This window comes from Flavobacterium aeripolare, from assembly GCF_013294025.1.
In the GTDB taxonomy this organism is placed as follows: Bacteria; Bacteroidota; Bacteroidia; order Flavobacteriales; family Flavobacteriaceae; genus Flavobacterium.
Genome location: NZ_JABSNL010000019.1, coordinates 1 through 16528, shown reverse-complemented (window position 1 = coordinate 16528; position 16528 = coordinate 1). Strand labels below are relative to the sequence as shown.

Sequence of the window (16528 nt, the reverse complement as noted above, 5' to 3'; positions counted from 1 at the left end):
AAAACCAAAGAATGATGTTTTTGTGAAGGAGATAATTATGAAGCTGCAGAAATTCCCTAATCTTATAGAACCCACAAATAAAAGAATCAAAGAAGTTTTAGCTGAAGGAGTTAAAAGCGACACAGCTAGATATATGCGTTTCATTTTGAATGAAGATGTAATAGCATATGATCCTGCGAAGGAAAAACCTAAAAAGAAAGCAGCTAAAACTGCAGCCAATTCCGAACCAAAAGAAGAAGCTCCAGATCCAATGGAAGAGATTTTGAAGCTGAGTAACAAATTAAATAATAATTAGTTTATGGATACACATTTATTAGACAGTAGTGTCAACGACTTAATGGATAAATTCGGCGCTGGAAATCATAAACCAGGTTCAGGAAGTGCAGCTGCATTTCAAGGCATGGTTTCTGCTAAATTAATTTTAACAGTTATAAGTCTGACTGCTGAAGAAAAAAGAAGACACTTATATTCTGGCTATATAAATGAGCTTTTAGAATATCACGATGACATTAAAAAAAGGATTTATCCTGAATTATCTAAGCTTTTTCAAAGTGATTCAATTCAGTTTGACAAAACCATAACTTTACGAATAAAAAGAAACAAAGAAACTGATGAGATTGTTAGAAATCAACTTAGAAGAGAAGCTTTAGAAGAGTTAAAAATTTCAATATCAATACCTTTAGAAATTGCTATTTTATGTCAAGAGCTAGCTGAAATAGCTGCATTTGTTTTCGATTATGGATTTAGATCTGCACGAGGTGATTCCCAAGTTGGATTAAGCGGAGCAGTCTCTTCAATAGCTGGATGTATTTCAATAATTAGATTAAATCTTCTATCATTTAATAGTGATGAATACAATTACTGCAAAAATATATTAGCAGATTTAGAAATTTTAAATACTAAATATCAATCCTTAAATAAAATTGCAAATTCTAAAATCGAAGTCTTACGGGAGGAGTTTGATAATAAAATACCACTTTTTAAAGGCATTAATGATTTAATGAAGTCCTTACGTAAAGATAATGGTACCAACATAGAAGCATACGTTCGTAAGCTTCAAAATTTAATATGGGATAATAAACATTTAATATGGAAAAAGGACGTTCCTTTAATTAATTTAGAAATTCTACAACCAGAATATATTTTCAAAAATATTATGGGATACGATTATATATCTTCCTCTACATATGGCGTTAAAAATGATGATAATCAAATATCTGAAGTTGCTGGAATTATAGATCAGAAAAACAAAATTGTTGCTATATCTAATAATTTTCCAATTGTAGTTCAGAATTTTACTGCCGCACATGAATTAGGTCATTTGTTTTTACATGATCAACCTATATTACATAGGGATCTCCCCATTAATTTTGCCGGTCAAAGAAAATTTAAAGACAAAGTAGAAATAGAGGCTGATAAATTTGCAACATATTTTTTAATGCCAACAAAATGGGTAATTAAAGAATTTGAGAATAGATTCTCTAAAGGAACTTTCAAAATTAATGAAGATTCTGCATTTAAATTTAATGGCCGTAGAGTACAAGATTTACAACAGGAGTGTAAAAATATTAGAGGACTATCTAGAAAACTATCTTCTTCGGAATCGTACGATAGCAAGCGCTTTACTAAGCTATCAGATGTCTTTAAAGTTTCCGATGAAGCAATGGCCATTCGATTAGAAGAGTTAAATTTATTAGAGTATTAATTTAACTCTTAAAAAGATTTTTTAGGTGAGCCCTAGACTAACGTCTAGGGCTTTTTTATGTAAGAAATAATTGTATATTTGAAATAAAAAAATTTCTATAACCTCAATCAAAAAGTCTGTATATGTTAAAACATATTATATATATATACTGGCCAGACACCAACTTGCGATTATGAAGAAAAAGATCTTATAATTACAAACTAGTTGAGCCTTATGGTACTAAAAATACATATTGAAAACTTGTGTTTTTTAAATAAATATTAAAATACAATAAAAAAAAACTAATAAAAATTTGTCAAAGACAACCAAAGAGAAAATAACTTAAAGAAAAAAAATACCCTCTTAATTCATAATAGAAATAAAGCCGTAATTTTGGACATCATTAGTCTAAAAAATATTTGTCCAAATGAGTAATTTAAGTGAAATACTAAAGTCAGCACGAGAAGAAAAAAAACTCATCTTACGAAAAGTTGCGTCTGAACTTGACATTGATCAATCATTGATTAGTAAATTTGAAAAAGGAGAGCGTAAGCCTACTAAAGAACAAATTATAAAACTTGCAGAATTTTATTGTCTACCTAAACAAAACTTGTTAATTGAGTGGTTTTCAGACAAAATAATTTATGAATTGAAAGACATTGATTATGCTAATGATATTTTAATAGTTGCAGAAGAAAAAATTAAACATCAAAAAGCAAATCAAAATGGAATATAAATTTATAGACTTATTCGCTGGCATCGGAGGTTTTAGAAAAGGATTTGAAGATGCTGGTTTCAAATGTGTATTCACCTCTGAAATAAATCCAAAATGCCAAGAAGTTTACGAAACAAACTTTGGCGACAAACCTTTTGGAGACATTACAAAAATTAATCCTACAGATATTCCCGATTTTGATATTTTATTGGGTGGATTTCCTTGTCAACCGTTTAGTATTTCGGGTAAAAAAATGGGTTTTGAAGATACAAGAGGTACTCTGTTTTTTGATATTTGCCAAATAATAGACAAAAAACAACCAGGTGTTGTTGTATTAGAAAATGTAAAACATTTAATTCATCACGATAAAGGAAGAACATTTTCTGTAATCTTAAAAGCACTGACGGATTTAGGTTACAACGTAACACACAAAATTTTGAACGCCAAAGATTTTGGATTACCTCAAAATAGAGAACGAATTTTTATAATTGCTACAAAACAAAAATATTTCAATTTTGAAAAAATTATAAAAAAAGACAAGGTTATTTTAAGAGATTTTTTAGATAAAGATGGTGATTTTGAATTTCTTAATAAATCAGAATATACATTAATTGAAACGCCAAAAAAACAAGTAAGCGGCTTGTTGTTTGTAGGATATAGGAACAAAAATACTTGGAAAAATGGTGTGAGAGAAAACACTGAACATCTTTCGAGAGTTCATAGACAACCTAATAGAATTTATTCAATTGACGGAACTCATCCAACAATTCCTTCACAGGAAACAGCGGGTAGATTTTTTATTTACATTCCAGAATTAGATGCAGTCAGAAAACTAACAATAAATGAATGTTATAAAATAATGGGGTTTCAGCCCGATTTTATAAAACATTCAAATATTGGAGAGCAATATAAACAAATTGGGAATTCTGTTGCTATTCCAGTTATTAGAGCTATTGCCAAAAGTATAAACGAACAAAACTTATTAATTGATGAACCACACAGACAAATTGTTGGAGATTTACAAACTCTCTTATTCGCTCAATGATATAAAAAATGTAAACAAAGAAACAATAGATTTTATTAAGTCTATTGGAGAAAAGATTAATACTCAAAAAGGCGTATTCACTGTTTTAATTACATTGATTACTCATAAAATTATGAACCCAGAACAAGATGTTAGAAAACACCAAACAAGCATGAGCGGTGGTTTTTCAGGTCGTTCAATAGATTCCGTTCATATCACGCCGACATTAAAAAAACTTGGTTTACCCTCAATGGCAGAAAGTGGTTGGCTAACTCGCTCTTTAGAACAACCATATCCATATAATTTAGATTATAATGGGAAAATTAGTAACAAAGTTGTCAAAGAAGCATTTTTAAATATTCTTGACTTTATTGAGAAAAATCCAACCTCCGCTACAAATCTACTTCGCCTTTTATTAGCTGAAGCAATAGCATCCAAAAATGATGCTATTGTAGCAATTGTGCCATTAAAAGATGCTGAAAAACTCACAATTGAAAATATAACAAAAGCATTAGATGAACATTTTAGAACTAAATATTCAACTCATGGAGGTTCAAAACTTCCAGTTTTAGCATTTTTTGCTATATACAAAAGTCTAATTAAGGAAATTGGAAGATACAAAGACTGTACTTTGGCTGAAATGGGGAGTCATACTGCATCAGATAGAACTTCAAAATCAGCAGGTGACATAGAAATTTTTAAAGAGAAAAATTTATTTGAAGCAATTGAAATAAAATTGGATAAAGCAATTGATGTCACTATTGTAAGAATTGCAATTGAAAAAATTGCTCGTTACAATCCAGACAGATATTACATTCTATCATATATCGGCATAAAGGAAAGCGATAAATCACAAATTACTGAATTGATAAATAAATTAAAATTAGAACATGGTTGTCAAATTATTATAAATGGTCTTTTACCAACTATTAAATACTATTTACGTTTGATTACTTCATTGGACGACTTCATAATGAACTATAGCAACCTTATTGAAAAAGACACAGAAATAAAGAAAATACATAAAGAAAAGTGGAACGAATTAATAGAAAAACACTTGAAATAAAACAACGATTTAAATAGTATGACCAATAGAATAGAATTTGAAATTCCAATATCACTTCCTGTTATGAACATACTCAAAAAATAGTTCAAATTAATACATTACAAATAAAGCCCTGGACTAGCGTCTAGGGCCTTTTTATGTAAGAATTAATTGTATATTTGAAATTTGAATTCTTCTGTAATCTACAGCAAAATGTCTATATATGCGAAGTTTTGTTTCGTATATACATTAGTTAGCCATCATTTTATGAACACACCAATAGTTACAGGGAATTATTACAAAGAACGAGAAGGCGTTTTAAAAGTAGCCTTAGAGTTGAATTCGCATGGCTATGTATTTCGTGAAACTCCAAATGGTGACATTGGAATAGACGGACAAATAGAACATAATAATGAAAAAGGAGAAGCTACAGGGAAAATTGTTGCTGCACAAATAAAATCAGGAAACTCCTATTTAGTTGATAAAGGAGACCATTTTGCTTTTTATCCTAAAGAGAAACATAAAAATTATTGGTCTATTTTTCCTCTCCCTGTTATCTTGTTTGTATATTATCCAAGTGACGGAGAAATTTACTTTACAGATGTAAGATATCAATTAAACATTCCAAATAAGAAGCATACTTATATAGTTATAGATAAAAAATCAACCTTAAATAGTGTTTCAGCAAAAGATATATTTGAAACAACAGGAACTTTGGATATACCATATTATTCGATAGATCAAGTATTTTCAATTATGATAAATACCGTTTGTCAAAACCCAACATTTCATATTAGCTACTTAGATTTATTTACACAAGGACTTACAAACCTATGTAGACATGTATATTTCAGTATGGACTTAGCTTTGACTATCGCAAAATTCAATAATGAAACAGAGTTTGGATTAAGTATTGGATTTACTGAACACGAGTTCTTACATCATTATATAAAATTTTTGATGAGTCAAAATCTTGCTACAATTAACTATTCTGATTATTTAATTGATTGGAAAGAAAGAGAATTAGAACCAACTTTCATTTCACCTTTAACGATTAGAGGACGTGAACTACTTGAATTTATTAAAAAAACTGAAGATAGTTTCAAAACAGAATTGCCACCAACAACATTAGTAAGAGAAAGATATATTGCAATGCGGTTTATAAGTCAAGACGATATTATGAGGCTTAATTTAGGAAAGAAATTAAGAGAAATAATAAAAAAACCGAATGATTAATATACGTTTGGAAAAAGTGAGGCTTTAATACTAGGCTATCCATTTGTACTTTCTAAACACCACATTCGCTAAGCCCAAAAACGTTATCTATAATTATAAAAAACCGAATAAATAAAAATAATAAATGACTTCAGAATCACTTTTTCTAATAATACCTTTAATATTAATTTTACTTTTATTTGCAATTGGAAAATCTCGGAAAATCTTCTTAGAACACTCATCCGAAGTACTCATTATGATCTCCAGTTATCTTTTTTTGCTAACTGATATACGAAATAATAATACTGAAATAGTCATATTCAACTATAATTGGAAAGAGTTAAACACTATTTTATTAGTTTCAGGTGGTATCACTTCGTTGATTTCAATTTGCTTGTCTTACGCTTTCAAAAAAAGATATGACTCTTATGAAGACGTATTGAATAAATTTAATAATTCAAAAAAAGAATTTTATAAATTATGTTCTGATATTATAAGAAATTCATTTAAAGATTTTTTTGATAACTCATTTAGTAATGGAAGAGTAAGCATATATATGCATCAAAATAATAATTTTATATTATTGGGAAGATATTCAAACAATCCTAATTTTAACTCTAAAGGCAGAGAATCATATCCTGATAATGAAGGTTTAATATCTAAAGGTTGGCTTGACAATACATATGTTATAAATAATATACCTGTATGGGCAAATAAAGGCCAAAAATATATTAAGTGTGTCAATCTAATTAAATCAATTGACACAGAAGTAATAAAAAAAATGAAAATGAAAAGTCGATCTTTCTACATTAAAAGAATTGACAATGAAGATTCAAGACTCCATCACGGAATTATAGTAATTGAACAAATGGATCCAAGACCAATTGATAGTACTTTAATTGAAGATATTTTAGATAAACATGAGCCAAATATTATTGTATTATTTAAATCAATGAATAGTGTAAAATAATCAAAGTTAACAGTGGTTTGGTGATATTATAGTTTTAGGATTAATATAATATCACTATTTTATTTGAAAAATTATTGTAGATAAACTATAAAAATAAGTTCATATAATACGGCTAATGTACATTCCATAGAACTCATAAAAAAAGCCCTGGACTAACGTCTAGGGCTTTTTTGTTTCGACTATTCAACCTCGTTAATTTGGTCTAAAAGGTTAGTTTGATTTGGTGGTATTTGGTATTTACAGTCGGCTGTGTTTTCTTTTTTGAATAGTAGTTCTAGTGCGGCATATAGCTTTAGTAAAACATCCCTGTCTGCAGCTTCAATTTCTACAGCTTTATTAAAATTAAATAAATAGTTGTTCGTGTTTCGAACTTCTATTTTAATTGTTTTTGGGGTGATTTTGAATTTTACTATATCCATACTTTTAGTTTTTATCGTGCGCTAGTTGCATAACCCTTTAATCATTTTATAAGCGCGCTTATATCCCAATTCGCCTGCTTTACTAAGGTCTAAACATCCTTGCTCTTTTAGGTTTAATGCTATGCTATAAAAACCTCTATGATAATATGCTTGTGCGCTCTTCGGGTTAATTTCTATTACTTTGGTTAGATCGGCATTTCCACCTCTGTAATCTAGTAATTTGAACTTCATAGTAGCTCGATAATAATACGAATCTGCAAACAGAGGATCAATTTCTATAGCTTTAGTAAAGTCTACAATAGATTCTGCATCATATTCTAATTTTGCTTTTGAAACTCCTCTATTATAATACGCATCGCCATCATTAGGATAAATTTCTATTGCTTTAGTATAATCAATAATAGCTCCTACTCGATCTCCTGATTCTGCTTTTGCACGTCCTCTATTATAATATGCATCGCCATTATTAGGATTAATTTCTATTGCTTTAGTAAAATCAATAATAGCTCCTTTTGAATCTCCAGAATTGGATTTATCAATACCGCTTTTTAGTAAATCAAAATCTGATTGACTATAGCCAAGTGAACTTACTGCAAAAAAAATAAAACATATAATTACCTTTCCCATACTTTTACTTTTTAGGTGCTTCTTTTATTTCTCCGTTCTTTTTTTCATAACGCGTAATGTAACTTTCAAAAGCATCGTTTACAATATCTTTAAGCAACATACGGTCCCAATAAGCGATTGCTCTCATCTTTTCGAGTAATTCCTCTTGAACTATAAAAGTCGCTCTTGTTTCGATTCCTTTTGCGTCTGCTTGTGGAGCTTGGACAGTTTTTTTACTATTCTCTTTTGGTTCTGCAGCTGCTGGAATTGCTTCCGGTTTATTTGTATCTCCTAACAGCGAACTCAATCCGCCTGAAAAACTTTTCTTTCCCATAATTCTATATTTTAAGTTTACTAAATAACATTTAATTACTTAGTAATATTTACTTACTAGTGTTACTAGTGTTATTCGGTTTATTTACGATTTAAGATTTCTTCTGATAATGCTAAATAGTCCTCCGCGCCGTTACTCTTCGCGTTGTATCTGAAGATATCCAACCCTTGTGCCGGTGCTTCTGCTAAAGCGATATTATCTCTAATCTTTGTTTTAAAAACTTCGCTTTTAAAATGCTCGTTTATAGTTTCGAATACATCACGATTCAAAACTTTTCTACCATCGTATTGCGTGATAAAAACACCACCAACTTTCAATCCTTTGTTTAATCTGCTTTTGATCTTTTCTACTACTTCGACCAATTTGGCCAAACCTTGCATGGCTAAAAATTGCGCTTGTAATGGAATGATAATTTCGTCAGCTGCAGTAAATGAATTTATCGTTAGTAGTCCTAAAGATGGCGGACTATCAATTATGATGAAGTCGTAGGTTTCGCGTATTTCATCTATAAGTTCTTTCAAAATATATTCGCGCCCTGGTTCAGAACTCAATTCGATTTCTGCCCCAGATAAATCTAGTGTAGATGGCACGATATCCAATCCTTCCAATATCATTACTGGCTCTAATTTATGGTCACCCTTTAGCGCACCATAAATGGTTCTTTCTTGATTTGTCAATCCTAAACTCTGCGTTAAGTTGGCTTGTGGATCTAAATCGATTAGCAGCACTTTTTTACCTAGTTTATTTAAACCTGCTCCTATATTAATTGCTGAAGTTGTTTTACCAACTCCTCCTTTATGATTGCTTATACTTAGTACTTTTCCCATTAGGTCGTTTTATTATTTGTTACAAATATAAGTAATATAGTTTACTCAGTAATATTTACTTACTAGTATTACTGATATTACAAATAAATAGTACTTTTCTTTACTAATAATTTGTTTATTAAACATATAGCCTTAAATTTAGAATCTCGAATTTTAAATTTTAATGCTTTAATGGCAGACAGGACAACCTATTTATTTAATTTTTCACTCTTCTTATACACCGCTCTGGTGTATGCTCAAAGTACCAATCCTTTGTTTGCGAAAATTGACGAAGTCAAAACGCAAAGAATAGACTCTCTTATAAAATTCAATACTGATGAAAACAAACTCCAGTACCTAGCGGTTCTGCCATCAGTCTCCTATAACTTTTTTGAAAAGACATTTAATATTGGAATCTCTCTTTCCAATTTATCCACATTCTACCAAAACAAACAGCGTAATAAAATAGAACTTGAAAGGCTAAAATTTCAACTCAATGAGAAGAAAGATAATGACCTTTTAAGCTTAGAAAATGAATACAGTTTAATCCTAGATACGTACGAGATTTTGAAGCTCGAATTAGACAATACCACACTAACCAAAGAAATTTTTAACCTTAAAAAAGAACAGTATGAAAACAACAAAATAACTCTTGAAGATTGGCTCAACCTACAAAAAAACCAACAAGACCGAAACCTAGCCATTCTTGCTAAGCGCAAGAATTTAATTTCGAAGATGAAACAATTTGAAAAACGATTGAAAAATCCATGTTTCAAAAACGAACTTGATTATTTACGTTTAAAAAAGTAAAAACAATATTTCCAAAACCTACTGCATACCTTTTATTAATTGAGAATATCCCCAAATTGGACCGCTTATTAATCATGTTTAAGTCGCTAAATAATGACGTTAGAGACTCACGAAATTCACTATCAAAGAACTCTTTTGCATCGCTAAAACAGTCTCTTTAGGTTATAACGTTTTGATTAAAAAACATTCCATTCATGTGGCCATGATGGCACAGCCAAACGCAAGCGCCCCGAAGGGGTGGAAGGCTGCCGCCCTCATGACTACATTCATTCCATTAAAATAATGTCTATGCTAACCAAACAATTCCACTATATAAGTAAAGAAGAATCTCAATTGGTTTTGGAATCCATAAAATACACCAAACATAAAGTAATCGTCCTTTTGATGTTGGATGCCGGCTTAAGAATTTCCGAAGCCTGTAGCATCAAATGCAAGAATTTTGACTTTAAAAACCGAACCGTTACCATACAATCAGCCAAAAAAAGAGACGCAAAACACTTGCGAACTATTCCAATATCCAATCGTTTGTACCAAACAATCGGCGACTACATGAAGGAAACGGACATCCCTGTAAAAGGCGATTCCTTTCTTTTCCCTTCTAAAAATGCAGCACTCGGACATATCTCAAGAAAAACAATTTGGGAAGCACTCAATCTAATCAGCAAAAAAATAAATATTCCGGCTTTGCATCCGCATGCCTTACGGCATTCATTTGCAACGCACCACCTTTCTGGAGGTTCGTCACTCGCGGAAATAAAAACAATGCTAGGACATCAGAATTATAATACTACTTTAATTTATGCCGAAATCCCAACAGAAGAACTGCGAGATCGCGTCAACGCAGTAACGTCACCACCTTTAAAATGGCACAAAAAATTATTTTCGTTCCTGGTTCCAGCACCACGCGAACAGTTGATCAATGTTGATTTTACAGAATCCTATTTTACCGTTGGTAGAAATTCGGAGCTGCAGCAGCTAAATCAAAACATAGACCGGAACATTAATACTTTAGTCCTGGGTTCGATTGGAGTGGGGAAGACGCACCTATTAAAGAATATTACAACCGATAAAAAGGTGTTGAAACTGGACGATACCGAAAATATAAAGAAATCACTGGTTCAAATTCTACTGTATCTCTTCAAGGAAAAAGAGACGGTTCTAGCGATGCTCTGGAAAGATTTCTCTACTGATGAAGTCAGCAAAAAGATTCAACGCGAGAACGTGATTAACCTTTGCGATACAATAATTGCATCCGTTAAGCCTTTCGATTACTGCTTAATTATCGACGATATCACATCCATAACGCCAACTACCAAAAAGGTAATTGAAAGGCTAAAAGATACTTTTGTAATCGTCGCAGGCGCGCGCGAAATCAAAGCGACTAACACTTCTTTTATATGGAATTTCGAGAAATTAGAGGTTAAAAATTTACCGCGGCGCGATGCGCTGCAGCTAATAAATCAGCTCGCTAATAATTTAGAAGTCCAGGATCGAGACATGTTTTGGAATCACATCTACGATCAAACCGTGGGAAATCCGCGCGCCATAACTGAAATTATAAATCGCTATGCAAAGGAGCCGTTTTTGGACACGCAAACAATTCGAGAAATTCGCCATTCCGGAGCACTTCGCGAAATCGACATGACTTGGATCGTTATCGTGTCGCTCGGTTTCCTCACGTCAGTGCGGTTTTTATCGCGCGAAATGGACGAACCGGCCCTGCGTTTCATCGGTTCGCTCGCAATGATTTTGCTGTTTTTGATCCGCCCGTTGATGGCCAGCTTCAGAAAAAGGTTCGTTTGATTTTTTGTCCAAAATCGCTACCATTCGCAACCAGTCATTATCATTATTTTGTCGGGTCAACGCCTAACTGATGATATTAATATTACACAATAATATTTGTTTAATAGTATTCACTATATTACTAGTATTACTAGTGTTACTCATATTATTAGTATTATTAAATTTACTGTTATTATTAATTTAAACCCTATTTTATTATGAAAATTATATTTAAGTATTTGATTATCAGTTATTTATGTTTATTATTTAATTCTTGTAAAAGTAGTTCTGCTATAAATAGAGATAGTGATTTAGATAGAATATATACTACAGATGATGTTATTGATAGTCAATTAGAAGATTATCAGCAGGTATTAGAACAACAAAACAATCAATCTTATTAAATTATGACTGCACCAAATCACATTACTGGAGGAATAGTATTTACTGGTTTATTTTGTAGTTTCTTTTCCATTAATATATTTGCTAACCCTATATTTATTACAACTACTATTATTGGTTCTCTGTTACCAGATATAGATCATACTAAATCTTGGATAGGTAAATCAGTATATCCAATTGCTAAATGGTTATCTAAAAATTATGGCCATAGAACTATTACACATTCTATATTTTTTTTAATCATCATTACTTTTATAAGTATGTTTATTGAAAATAATTTTAGAAGTGATTATAGTATTTCTTGTATTTTATTTTTTTCAATATTATCTCATTTGATATTTGATATGGTTACTATTTCTGGTATTCCATTATTTTATCCTTTGTATAAAAATCCTTGTGTACTTCCTGCTAATCCTGAAATGAGAATAAGATCCGGTAACATACGTCAAGAAGGTATCATCTTATTTATGTTTTGTTTCCTAACTTTCTTCATGCAAAATCTATTTGCTAATGGATTCTGGTCTACCATCAATAATAATTTTAATGATGTAAAACACCAAATTAGAGAATACAAAAAAAGTCCTTTAGCATTGGAAATAGATTATGATTATAATATCTACCAAAATAATTATAAAGGGAAAGGATGCCTTATAAATGCTACAGAAAACGAACTATATATCCTTTGTAATAGGAAGATTTATAAATTACACAAAGACACTCCTGGATTAAAAATAACTACTTTAAAAACTACTAAAACAGCTAATAAAATTCACGAAAAAGAAATAGAAATTGATGATCTAAAAGAATCAGAAATTAATAAAATTTTGAAAGATAAATTTATCTCATCAGCTGTAATCTATTCTAATTTTGGTACCGCTTTAAAAAATAATCCACTCGAAATTAAAAAGAAATTCAACTTCAGTAATAAATATAACTTGGCTTTTATATCTCATTTTTTAGACACTCTTTCTGCAAATAAAACAGAGAAGATGCAAGAAGTAGAATTGAAGCTTAAAAACGAGGAGAACAAGCTAATTAACGCCAATAAGATTCATTATCTAAATGTAGCAATGTTGAATAATGCTAAAGGAAAATTAAATAGTGATTTATCAAATTACGAACTTAACGAAACTAAGAAAAGCATTATCGAATTGGAACAAAAAGTAGTGAATCACAAGCCTGTAACGAATTTGATGATCGCGGAATATCGCAAACAATTAAGCGTGATTAAAAATAGAAAGTTAGCAGAAATCTCTTATTCCGGAACAATAAATTATATCGAAATTAAAGATTGATCATTTGTTTTTTATGGAGCAATACATTTAGTTTTACTAAGAAATTCAGTCCCGCTATACGCTATATCTTTGTTTTTTTAAAGAACAAAAACAAAGGATATCGCTGCTATCGGGGCTAATTATAATATTCAGAATTATCAATAACTAATCAGAAATTTGAAATCTAAAAATCTATAATTAAATCAATAATCCTTTATTTTTCAAATCATTAAAAATAATTTTATCTACTTCTGATATAATATCTAAATCACTGAAATTTAACCATTTGATTTTTTCTATTTCATTATCTGCTTTTATAATTCCAATATAATCTGCATTATAACAAGTCATTTTTACTAGTACACCATCGGCAGAACCATGTGCCTGTGCTTTAAATGTTCCATAATATTTGATAGACTCTTTTATTATTTCAACACTTAATTCCTCTCGAATTTCTCGAATTAAAGTTTCATCGTCTGTTTCATTATTTTCCCTTTTACCTCCAGGAATATAATACTTGTTTTTACCTCTAGATTTTGTACTTAATATTTGACCATCTTTAATTTTTATTAAAGCTATTTTATCTATTTCTATCATCTTATTTTAAATCAAAATCAGAATTGCAATTGAATAATCTTCGAATACAAAACTAAAAAAATACTACAACTAAGAGCATATCGATAAGCGAGCTAATCATCAGAAATTTTATAAAGTGCAGCAGAAAAAGCAGCACCTTATAAAATTAGAAAGCGGTGGCAAGCATATAATTTCATGAGCGCCAGGAAATAAAAATTTCCCGCCACAACAATAAAATTACAAGCTTGTCTTTTCTGTGTTTTATTAGAGTGCTTAGAATGATTTCGTTAATCAGAATATATATTTTAGGCACCCTAATAAAATAAAAGTAAGCGGTGTCAAGGACGCTTTATTTATACTGCCAAATCGCAGCATAAATACGCAACCTTGTTTTTTAGTAACTCCTTCCAGTCGTTAATCCGTTTTCATAAGAACGTTTTTTTTAAGCTGCATATTTCCAAAGGAACATTCTAAGAACGATAGTAGGAAAAGGATATTATCTACTATCATTAGCACAATAGGAAGCGCGCCCCTGCCCTATCTACGCCACAAAAAGAGTAAAAAAAACGGTTACACCTTGTACAAAATAATGTACAAGGTGTAACCGTTTTTTTTACTCGTGGCTGTGAGGCGCGCCGTAGTTAATGTTCCGTCGCAGGCAATTTTTATACTGCAGAAAATCGTGCTTAAATTCAACATTTGTATAGCAGTATAAAAATAAGCGCCGGACGCCCCGTTGCATTTTCAGGATTGAATGATTTCTATTTAAAATTTGGTTTTATTCAATCCTGAAAATGCCCTAGGCTAGTGCTTTTGTTGGAGACAATTACCTTTTCTTTACACCATAATTACATCCGAAAAGAGAATAAAAGAAGCCGAAGAAAATCTCCATAATTAAAACGATTCAGACCGCTTTGCTATTCCAAAAAATCTCCACCCTATCGGGTAGTATTTTTTAGAATTCCGAATCTTATTTAATTATTCCGATAAATAGCTGGCTTTCTTTTTTTCCCTTTTTTCTTTTGGAAAAATTTTGTTTAAAAGAAAAATCAAGCTGCTGAAAACATATCGAATAACAGCGGTTTTTATATCTTTAACCCATTAAAAAATTACCATGACAACAACTGCAGAATTAATAGAAAAGTACAAAATGACAGCTTCATCTAATAAAATAACCTTTATCACAACAGAGGCTATTTCAAACAAGATAATGGGAATTTTGATTACACATCCAAATAGTTACGAGAATTTCGTGAGTATTATGAATGACGATGATTCCACTAAAAAAATTATACTTAAACAAAACTTCACTGCAGATCTTGAAAGATTTCTATCAACTCATGATATCCGTAAAGTATTCATGGAAAATATATCAAATTTCTAAAGCAGCTTTTACCAAAATTTAGGTAAAAAAGTAACAAGACATTTTCTTTTAAATTGTCTGGTTAGCTAAAATAGCATGTGTAAAATCCTAGTAAAATTAGGGGTTAAGATAAAAAATGGGGTAAAAAAGTAACCGAAACTTTCAGAGTGAAAATATAGGATCAAATTCTATTTGAAAGAGCCGGTAATTACACTCTGTTTTTTGATTTGATGTTTAGGTAAAAAATCATAACTCACTGATAATCAACACTTTATAATAAATCCGCGCGGGGGCCTGGTTTTCCTCTCAATATTTTACCTTTTTTTTTCTTTCAGGATTGTCTCCAATATTGTCTCAATTGATTTTCGCTTTTTGAGTTCAATATGATATATTAAAATTCCTTTTTTTTCTCTCAAAATGCTTTAAAGTAATTTTAGGGTAATTTTTAGTACCTTTTTAGACTCCGTTAAGTACTGTGTTTACTGGGGTTCACAAAGTTTTAAGTTACTTATTTACCCCACTAAGTAACTTTTTTACAGATTCAGGTTACTTTTTTACCCTTATTTCACCCCCTTTTGTAACTATAGTTTTGTTACAACGCTTTTAATATGTTACATTTGCTTTTTAAAAAAATCAAAGATATGAAAGAAATCGTGATTGCTCAAGATAACCGGCTTACTTCTTCGAGGTATGAACTGACACTAATTGAAAAACGAATTTTCTACTATATAGTGAAAGAAGTCCGCAGCAAATACAACACTGGCCAGCGTGATCTCTTTGACGATTTGATTTTAAATATTAAAGTTTCCGACCTATCTCGGGAAGTTAACCAGGAGGATAACAAAAAAGAAACCCGGAAAGCATTAGAAAAATTTCGCTCTCGAAATTTCACCTATGCAAACGAAGCAGACGATGACTGGTTAACTTGCGGATTCATAAACTACGCACACATCAAAAAAGGAATTGCTGAGATCCAGGTCTCACATAAATTAATGCCTTTTTTAGTCGAACTCTCAAGTCAATACACAACCTATTCTCTTCATGTTGCAATGTCACTAAAAAGTAAGTGGAGTCAGCGCATGTATGAGCTATGCCAAAAATGGCAAGGCACAGACGGCTTTAGAATCACAGTTAACGATTTGCGTCAGTCGTTTATGTTGGAAAAAAAATACGACCGCTACGCGCTTCTAAATGAGCGTGTACTTCAAGTTGCAAAACGAGAATTAAAAGAACTTTACGACCTGGGACAATGCGACGTTTATTTTGAATTCACAGAGGAACGTAAAGGAAGAACCGTTGAAACTTTACGCTTCAAACTATTCCGTAAAAATGCTATGAATGTCAAATCAACCAATGATTTATTATTGGAATTGATTCCGCTCTTTCAAGCTACTTTTGAAACTTTGAAAAAACCAAAGAATGATGTTTTTGTGAAGGAGATAATTATGAAGCTGCAGAAATTCCCTAATCTTATAGAACCCACAAATAAAAGAATCAAAGAAG

Annotated in this window: 17 protein-coding genes and 1 pseudogene; 13 read left to right on the top strand and 5 right to left on the bottom strand. The window is 31.0% G+C overall.

The features are described from left to right. The 7 genes and pseudogenes from HNQ00_RS15900 to HNQ00_RS15870 form a co-directional block, all read left to right on the top strand. Window positions 1-295, top strand: a pseudogene (locus HNQ00_RS15900) (hypothetical protein); the annotation flags it as partial. 3 nt (window positions 296-298) lie between these two features. Beyond that, the gene (locus HNQ00_RS15895) at window positions 299-1705 is read left to right on the top strand and encodes a cyclodeaminase/cyclohydrolase family protein (RefSeq protein WP_173839490.1); all 1407 of its coding nucleotides are present in this window, start codon (window positions 299-301) and stop codon (window positions 1703-1705) included. A gap of 406 nt (window positions 1706-2111) precedes the next feature. Beyond that, window positions 2112-2420: a helix-turn-helix domain-containing protein gene (locus tag HNQ00_RS15890; RefSeq protein WP_173839489.1), complete on the top strand. Its 309-nt coding sequence runs from the start codon at window positions 2112-2114 to the stop codon at window positions 2418-2420. Further along, entirely contained in the window at window positions 2410-3444 is a 1035-nt protein-coding gene (gene dcm / locus HNQ00_RS15885) for a DNA cytosine methyltransferase (RefSeq protein ID WP_173839488.1), read from the top strand. Before HNQ00_RS15890 ends, dcm begins: the two co-directional genes overlap by 11 nt. Beyond that, window positions 3389-4489, top strand: a complete 1101-nt coding sequence (locus tag HNQ00_RS15880; RefSeq protein ID WP_173839487.1) for a restriction endonuclease, SacI family — start codon at window positions 3389-3391, stop codon at window positions 4487-4489. The genes dcm and HNQ00_RS15880 overlap by 56 nt, the downstream gene beginning before the upstream one ends. Window positions 4490-4735: 246 nt before the next feature. Further along, on the top strand, window positions 4736-5704 hold the full coding sequence (locus HNQ00_RS15875; RefSeq protein ID WP_173839486.1) for a DUF4365 domain-containing protein: 969 nt from the start codon (window positions 4736-4738) through the stop codon (window positions 5702-5704). Window positions 5705-5828: 124 nt separating this feature from the next. Continuing rightward, window positions 5829-6653: a hypothetical protein gene (locus tag HNQ00_RS15870; protein ID WP_173839485.1), complete on the top strand. Its 825-nt coding sequence runs from the start codon at window positions 5829-5831 to the stop codon at window positions 6651-6653. A 179-nt stretch (window positions 6654-6832) separates the two neighbouring features. On the opposite strand, the gene HNQ00_RS15865 is transcribed toward HNQ00_RS15870, so the two are convergent. The 4 genes from HNQ00_RS15865 to HNQ00_RS15850 form a co-directional block, all read right to left on the bottom strand. Then, entirely contained in the window at window positions 6833-7072 is a 240-nt protein-coding gene (locus HNQ00_RS15865) for a hypothetical protein (RefSeq protein ID WP_173839484.1), read from the bottom strand. 21 nt (window positions 7073-7093) lie between these two features. Continuing rightward, entirely contained in the window at window positions 7094-7699 is a 606-nt protein-coding gene (locus HNQ00_RS15860; RefSeq protein WP_173839483.1) for a tetratricopeptide repeat protein, read from the bottom strand. A 4-nt stretch (window positions 7700-7703) separates the two neighbouring features. Continuing rightward, window positions 7704-8012, bottom strand: coding sequence for a hypothetical protein (locus HNQ00_RS15855; protein WP_173839482.1), 309 nt, complete (start codon window positions 8010-8012; stop codon window positions 7704-7706). 80 nt (window positions 8013-8092) lie between these two features. Continuing rightward, on the bottom strand, window positions 8093-8839 hold the full coding sequence (locus HNQ00_RS15850; RefSeq protein WP_173839481.1) for a ParA family protein: 747 nt from the start codon (window positions 8837-8839) through the stop codon (window positions 8093-8095). Between the two features lie 171 nt (window positions 8840-9010). On the opposite strand from HNQ00_RS15850, the gene HNQ00_RS15845 reads away from it, so the two are divergent. The 4 genes from HNQ00_RS15845 to HNQ00_RS15830 all read left to right on the top strand — a co-directional run bounded on the left by HNQ00_RS15845 (window position 9011) and on the right by HNQ00_RS15830 (window position 13107). After that, window positions 9011-9628, top strand: a complete 618-nt coding sequence (locus tag HNQ00_RS15845) for a TolC family protein (protein ID WP_173839480.1) — start codon at window positions 9011-9013, stop codon at window positions 9626-9628. Window positions 9629-9916: 288 nt separating this feature from the next. Then, window positions 9917-11431: a tyrosine-type recombinase/integrase gene (locus HNQ00_RS15840; protein WP_173839479.1), complete on the top strand. Its 1515-nt coding sequence runs from the start codon at window positions 9917-9919 to the stop codon at window positions 11429-11431. 197 nt (window positions 11432-11628) lie between these two features. Then, entirely contained in the window at window positions 11629-11814 is a 186-nt protein-coding gene (locus HNQ00_RS15835) for a hypothetical protein (RefSeq protein WP_173839478.1), read from the top strand. Between the two features lie 3 nt (window positions 11815-11817). After that, on the top strand, window positions 11818-13107 hold the full coding sequence (locus HNQ00_RS15830) for a metal-dependent hydrolase (RefSeq protein WP_173839477.1): 1290 nt from the start codon (window positions 11818-11820) through the stop codon (window positions 13105-13107). 177 nt (window positions 13108-13284) lie between these two features. Here HNQ00_RS15830 and HNQ00_RS15825 read toward each other — a convergent pair whose 3' ends face one another. Further along, entirely contained in the window at window positions 13285-13683 is a 399-nt protein-coding gene (locus HNQ00_RS15825; RefSeq protein WP_173839476.1) for an NUDIX hydrolase, read from the bottom strand. 1093 nt (window positions 13684-14776) lie between these two features. Here HNQ00_RS15825 and HNQ00_RS15820 point away from each other — a divergent pair. After that, on the top strand, window positions 14777-15046 hold the full coding sequence (locus HNQ00_RS15820; protein ID WP_173839475.1) for a hypothetical protein: 270 nt from the start codon (window positions 14777-14779) through the stop codon (window positions 15044-15046). Window positions 15047-15666: 620 nt separating this feature from the next. Next, window positions 15667-16528 (top strand): replication initiation protein (locus HNQ00_RS15815; protein ID WP_173839474.1); only part of this gene is annotated, 862 nt, incomplete at its 3' end.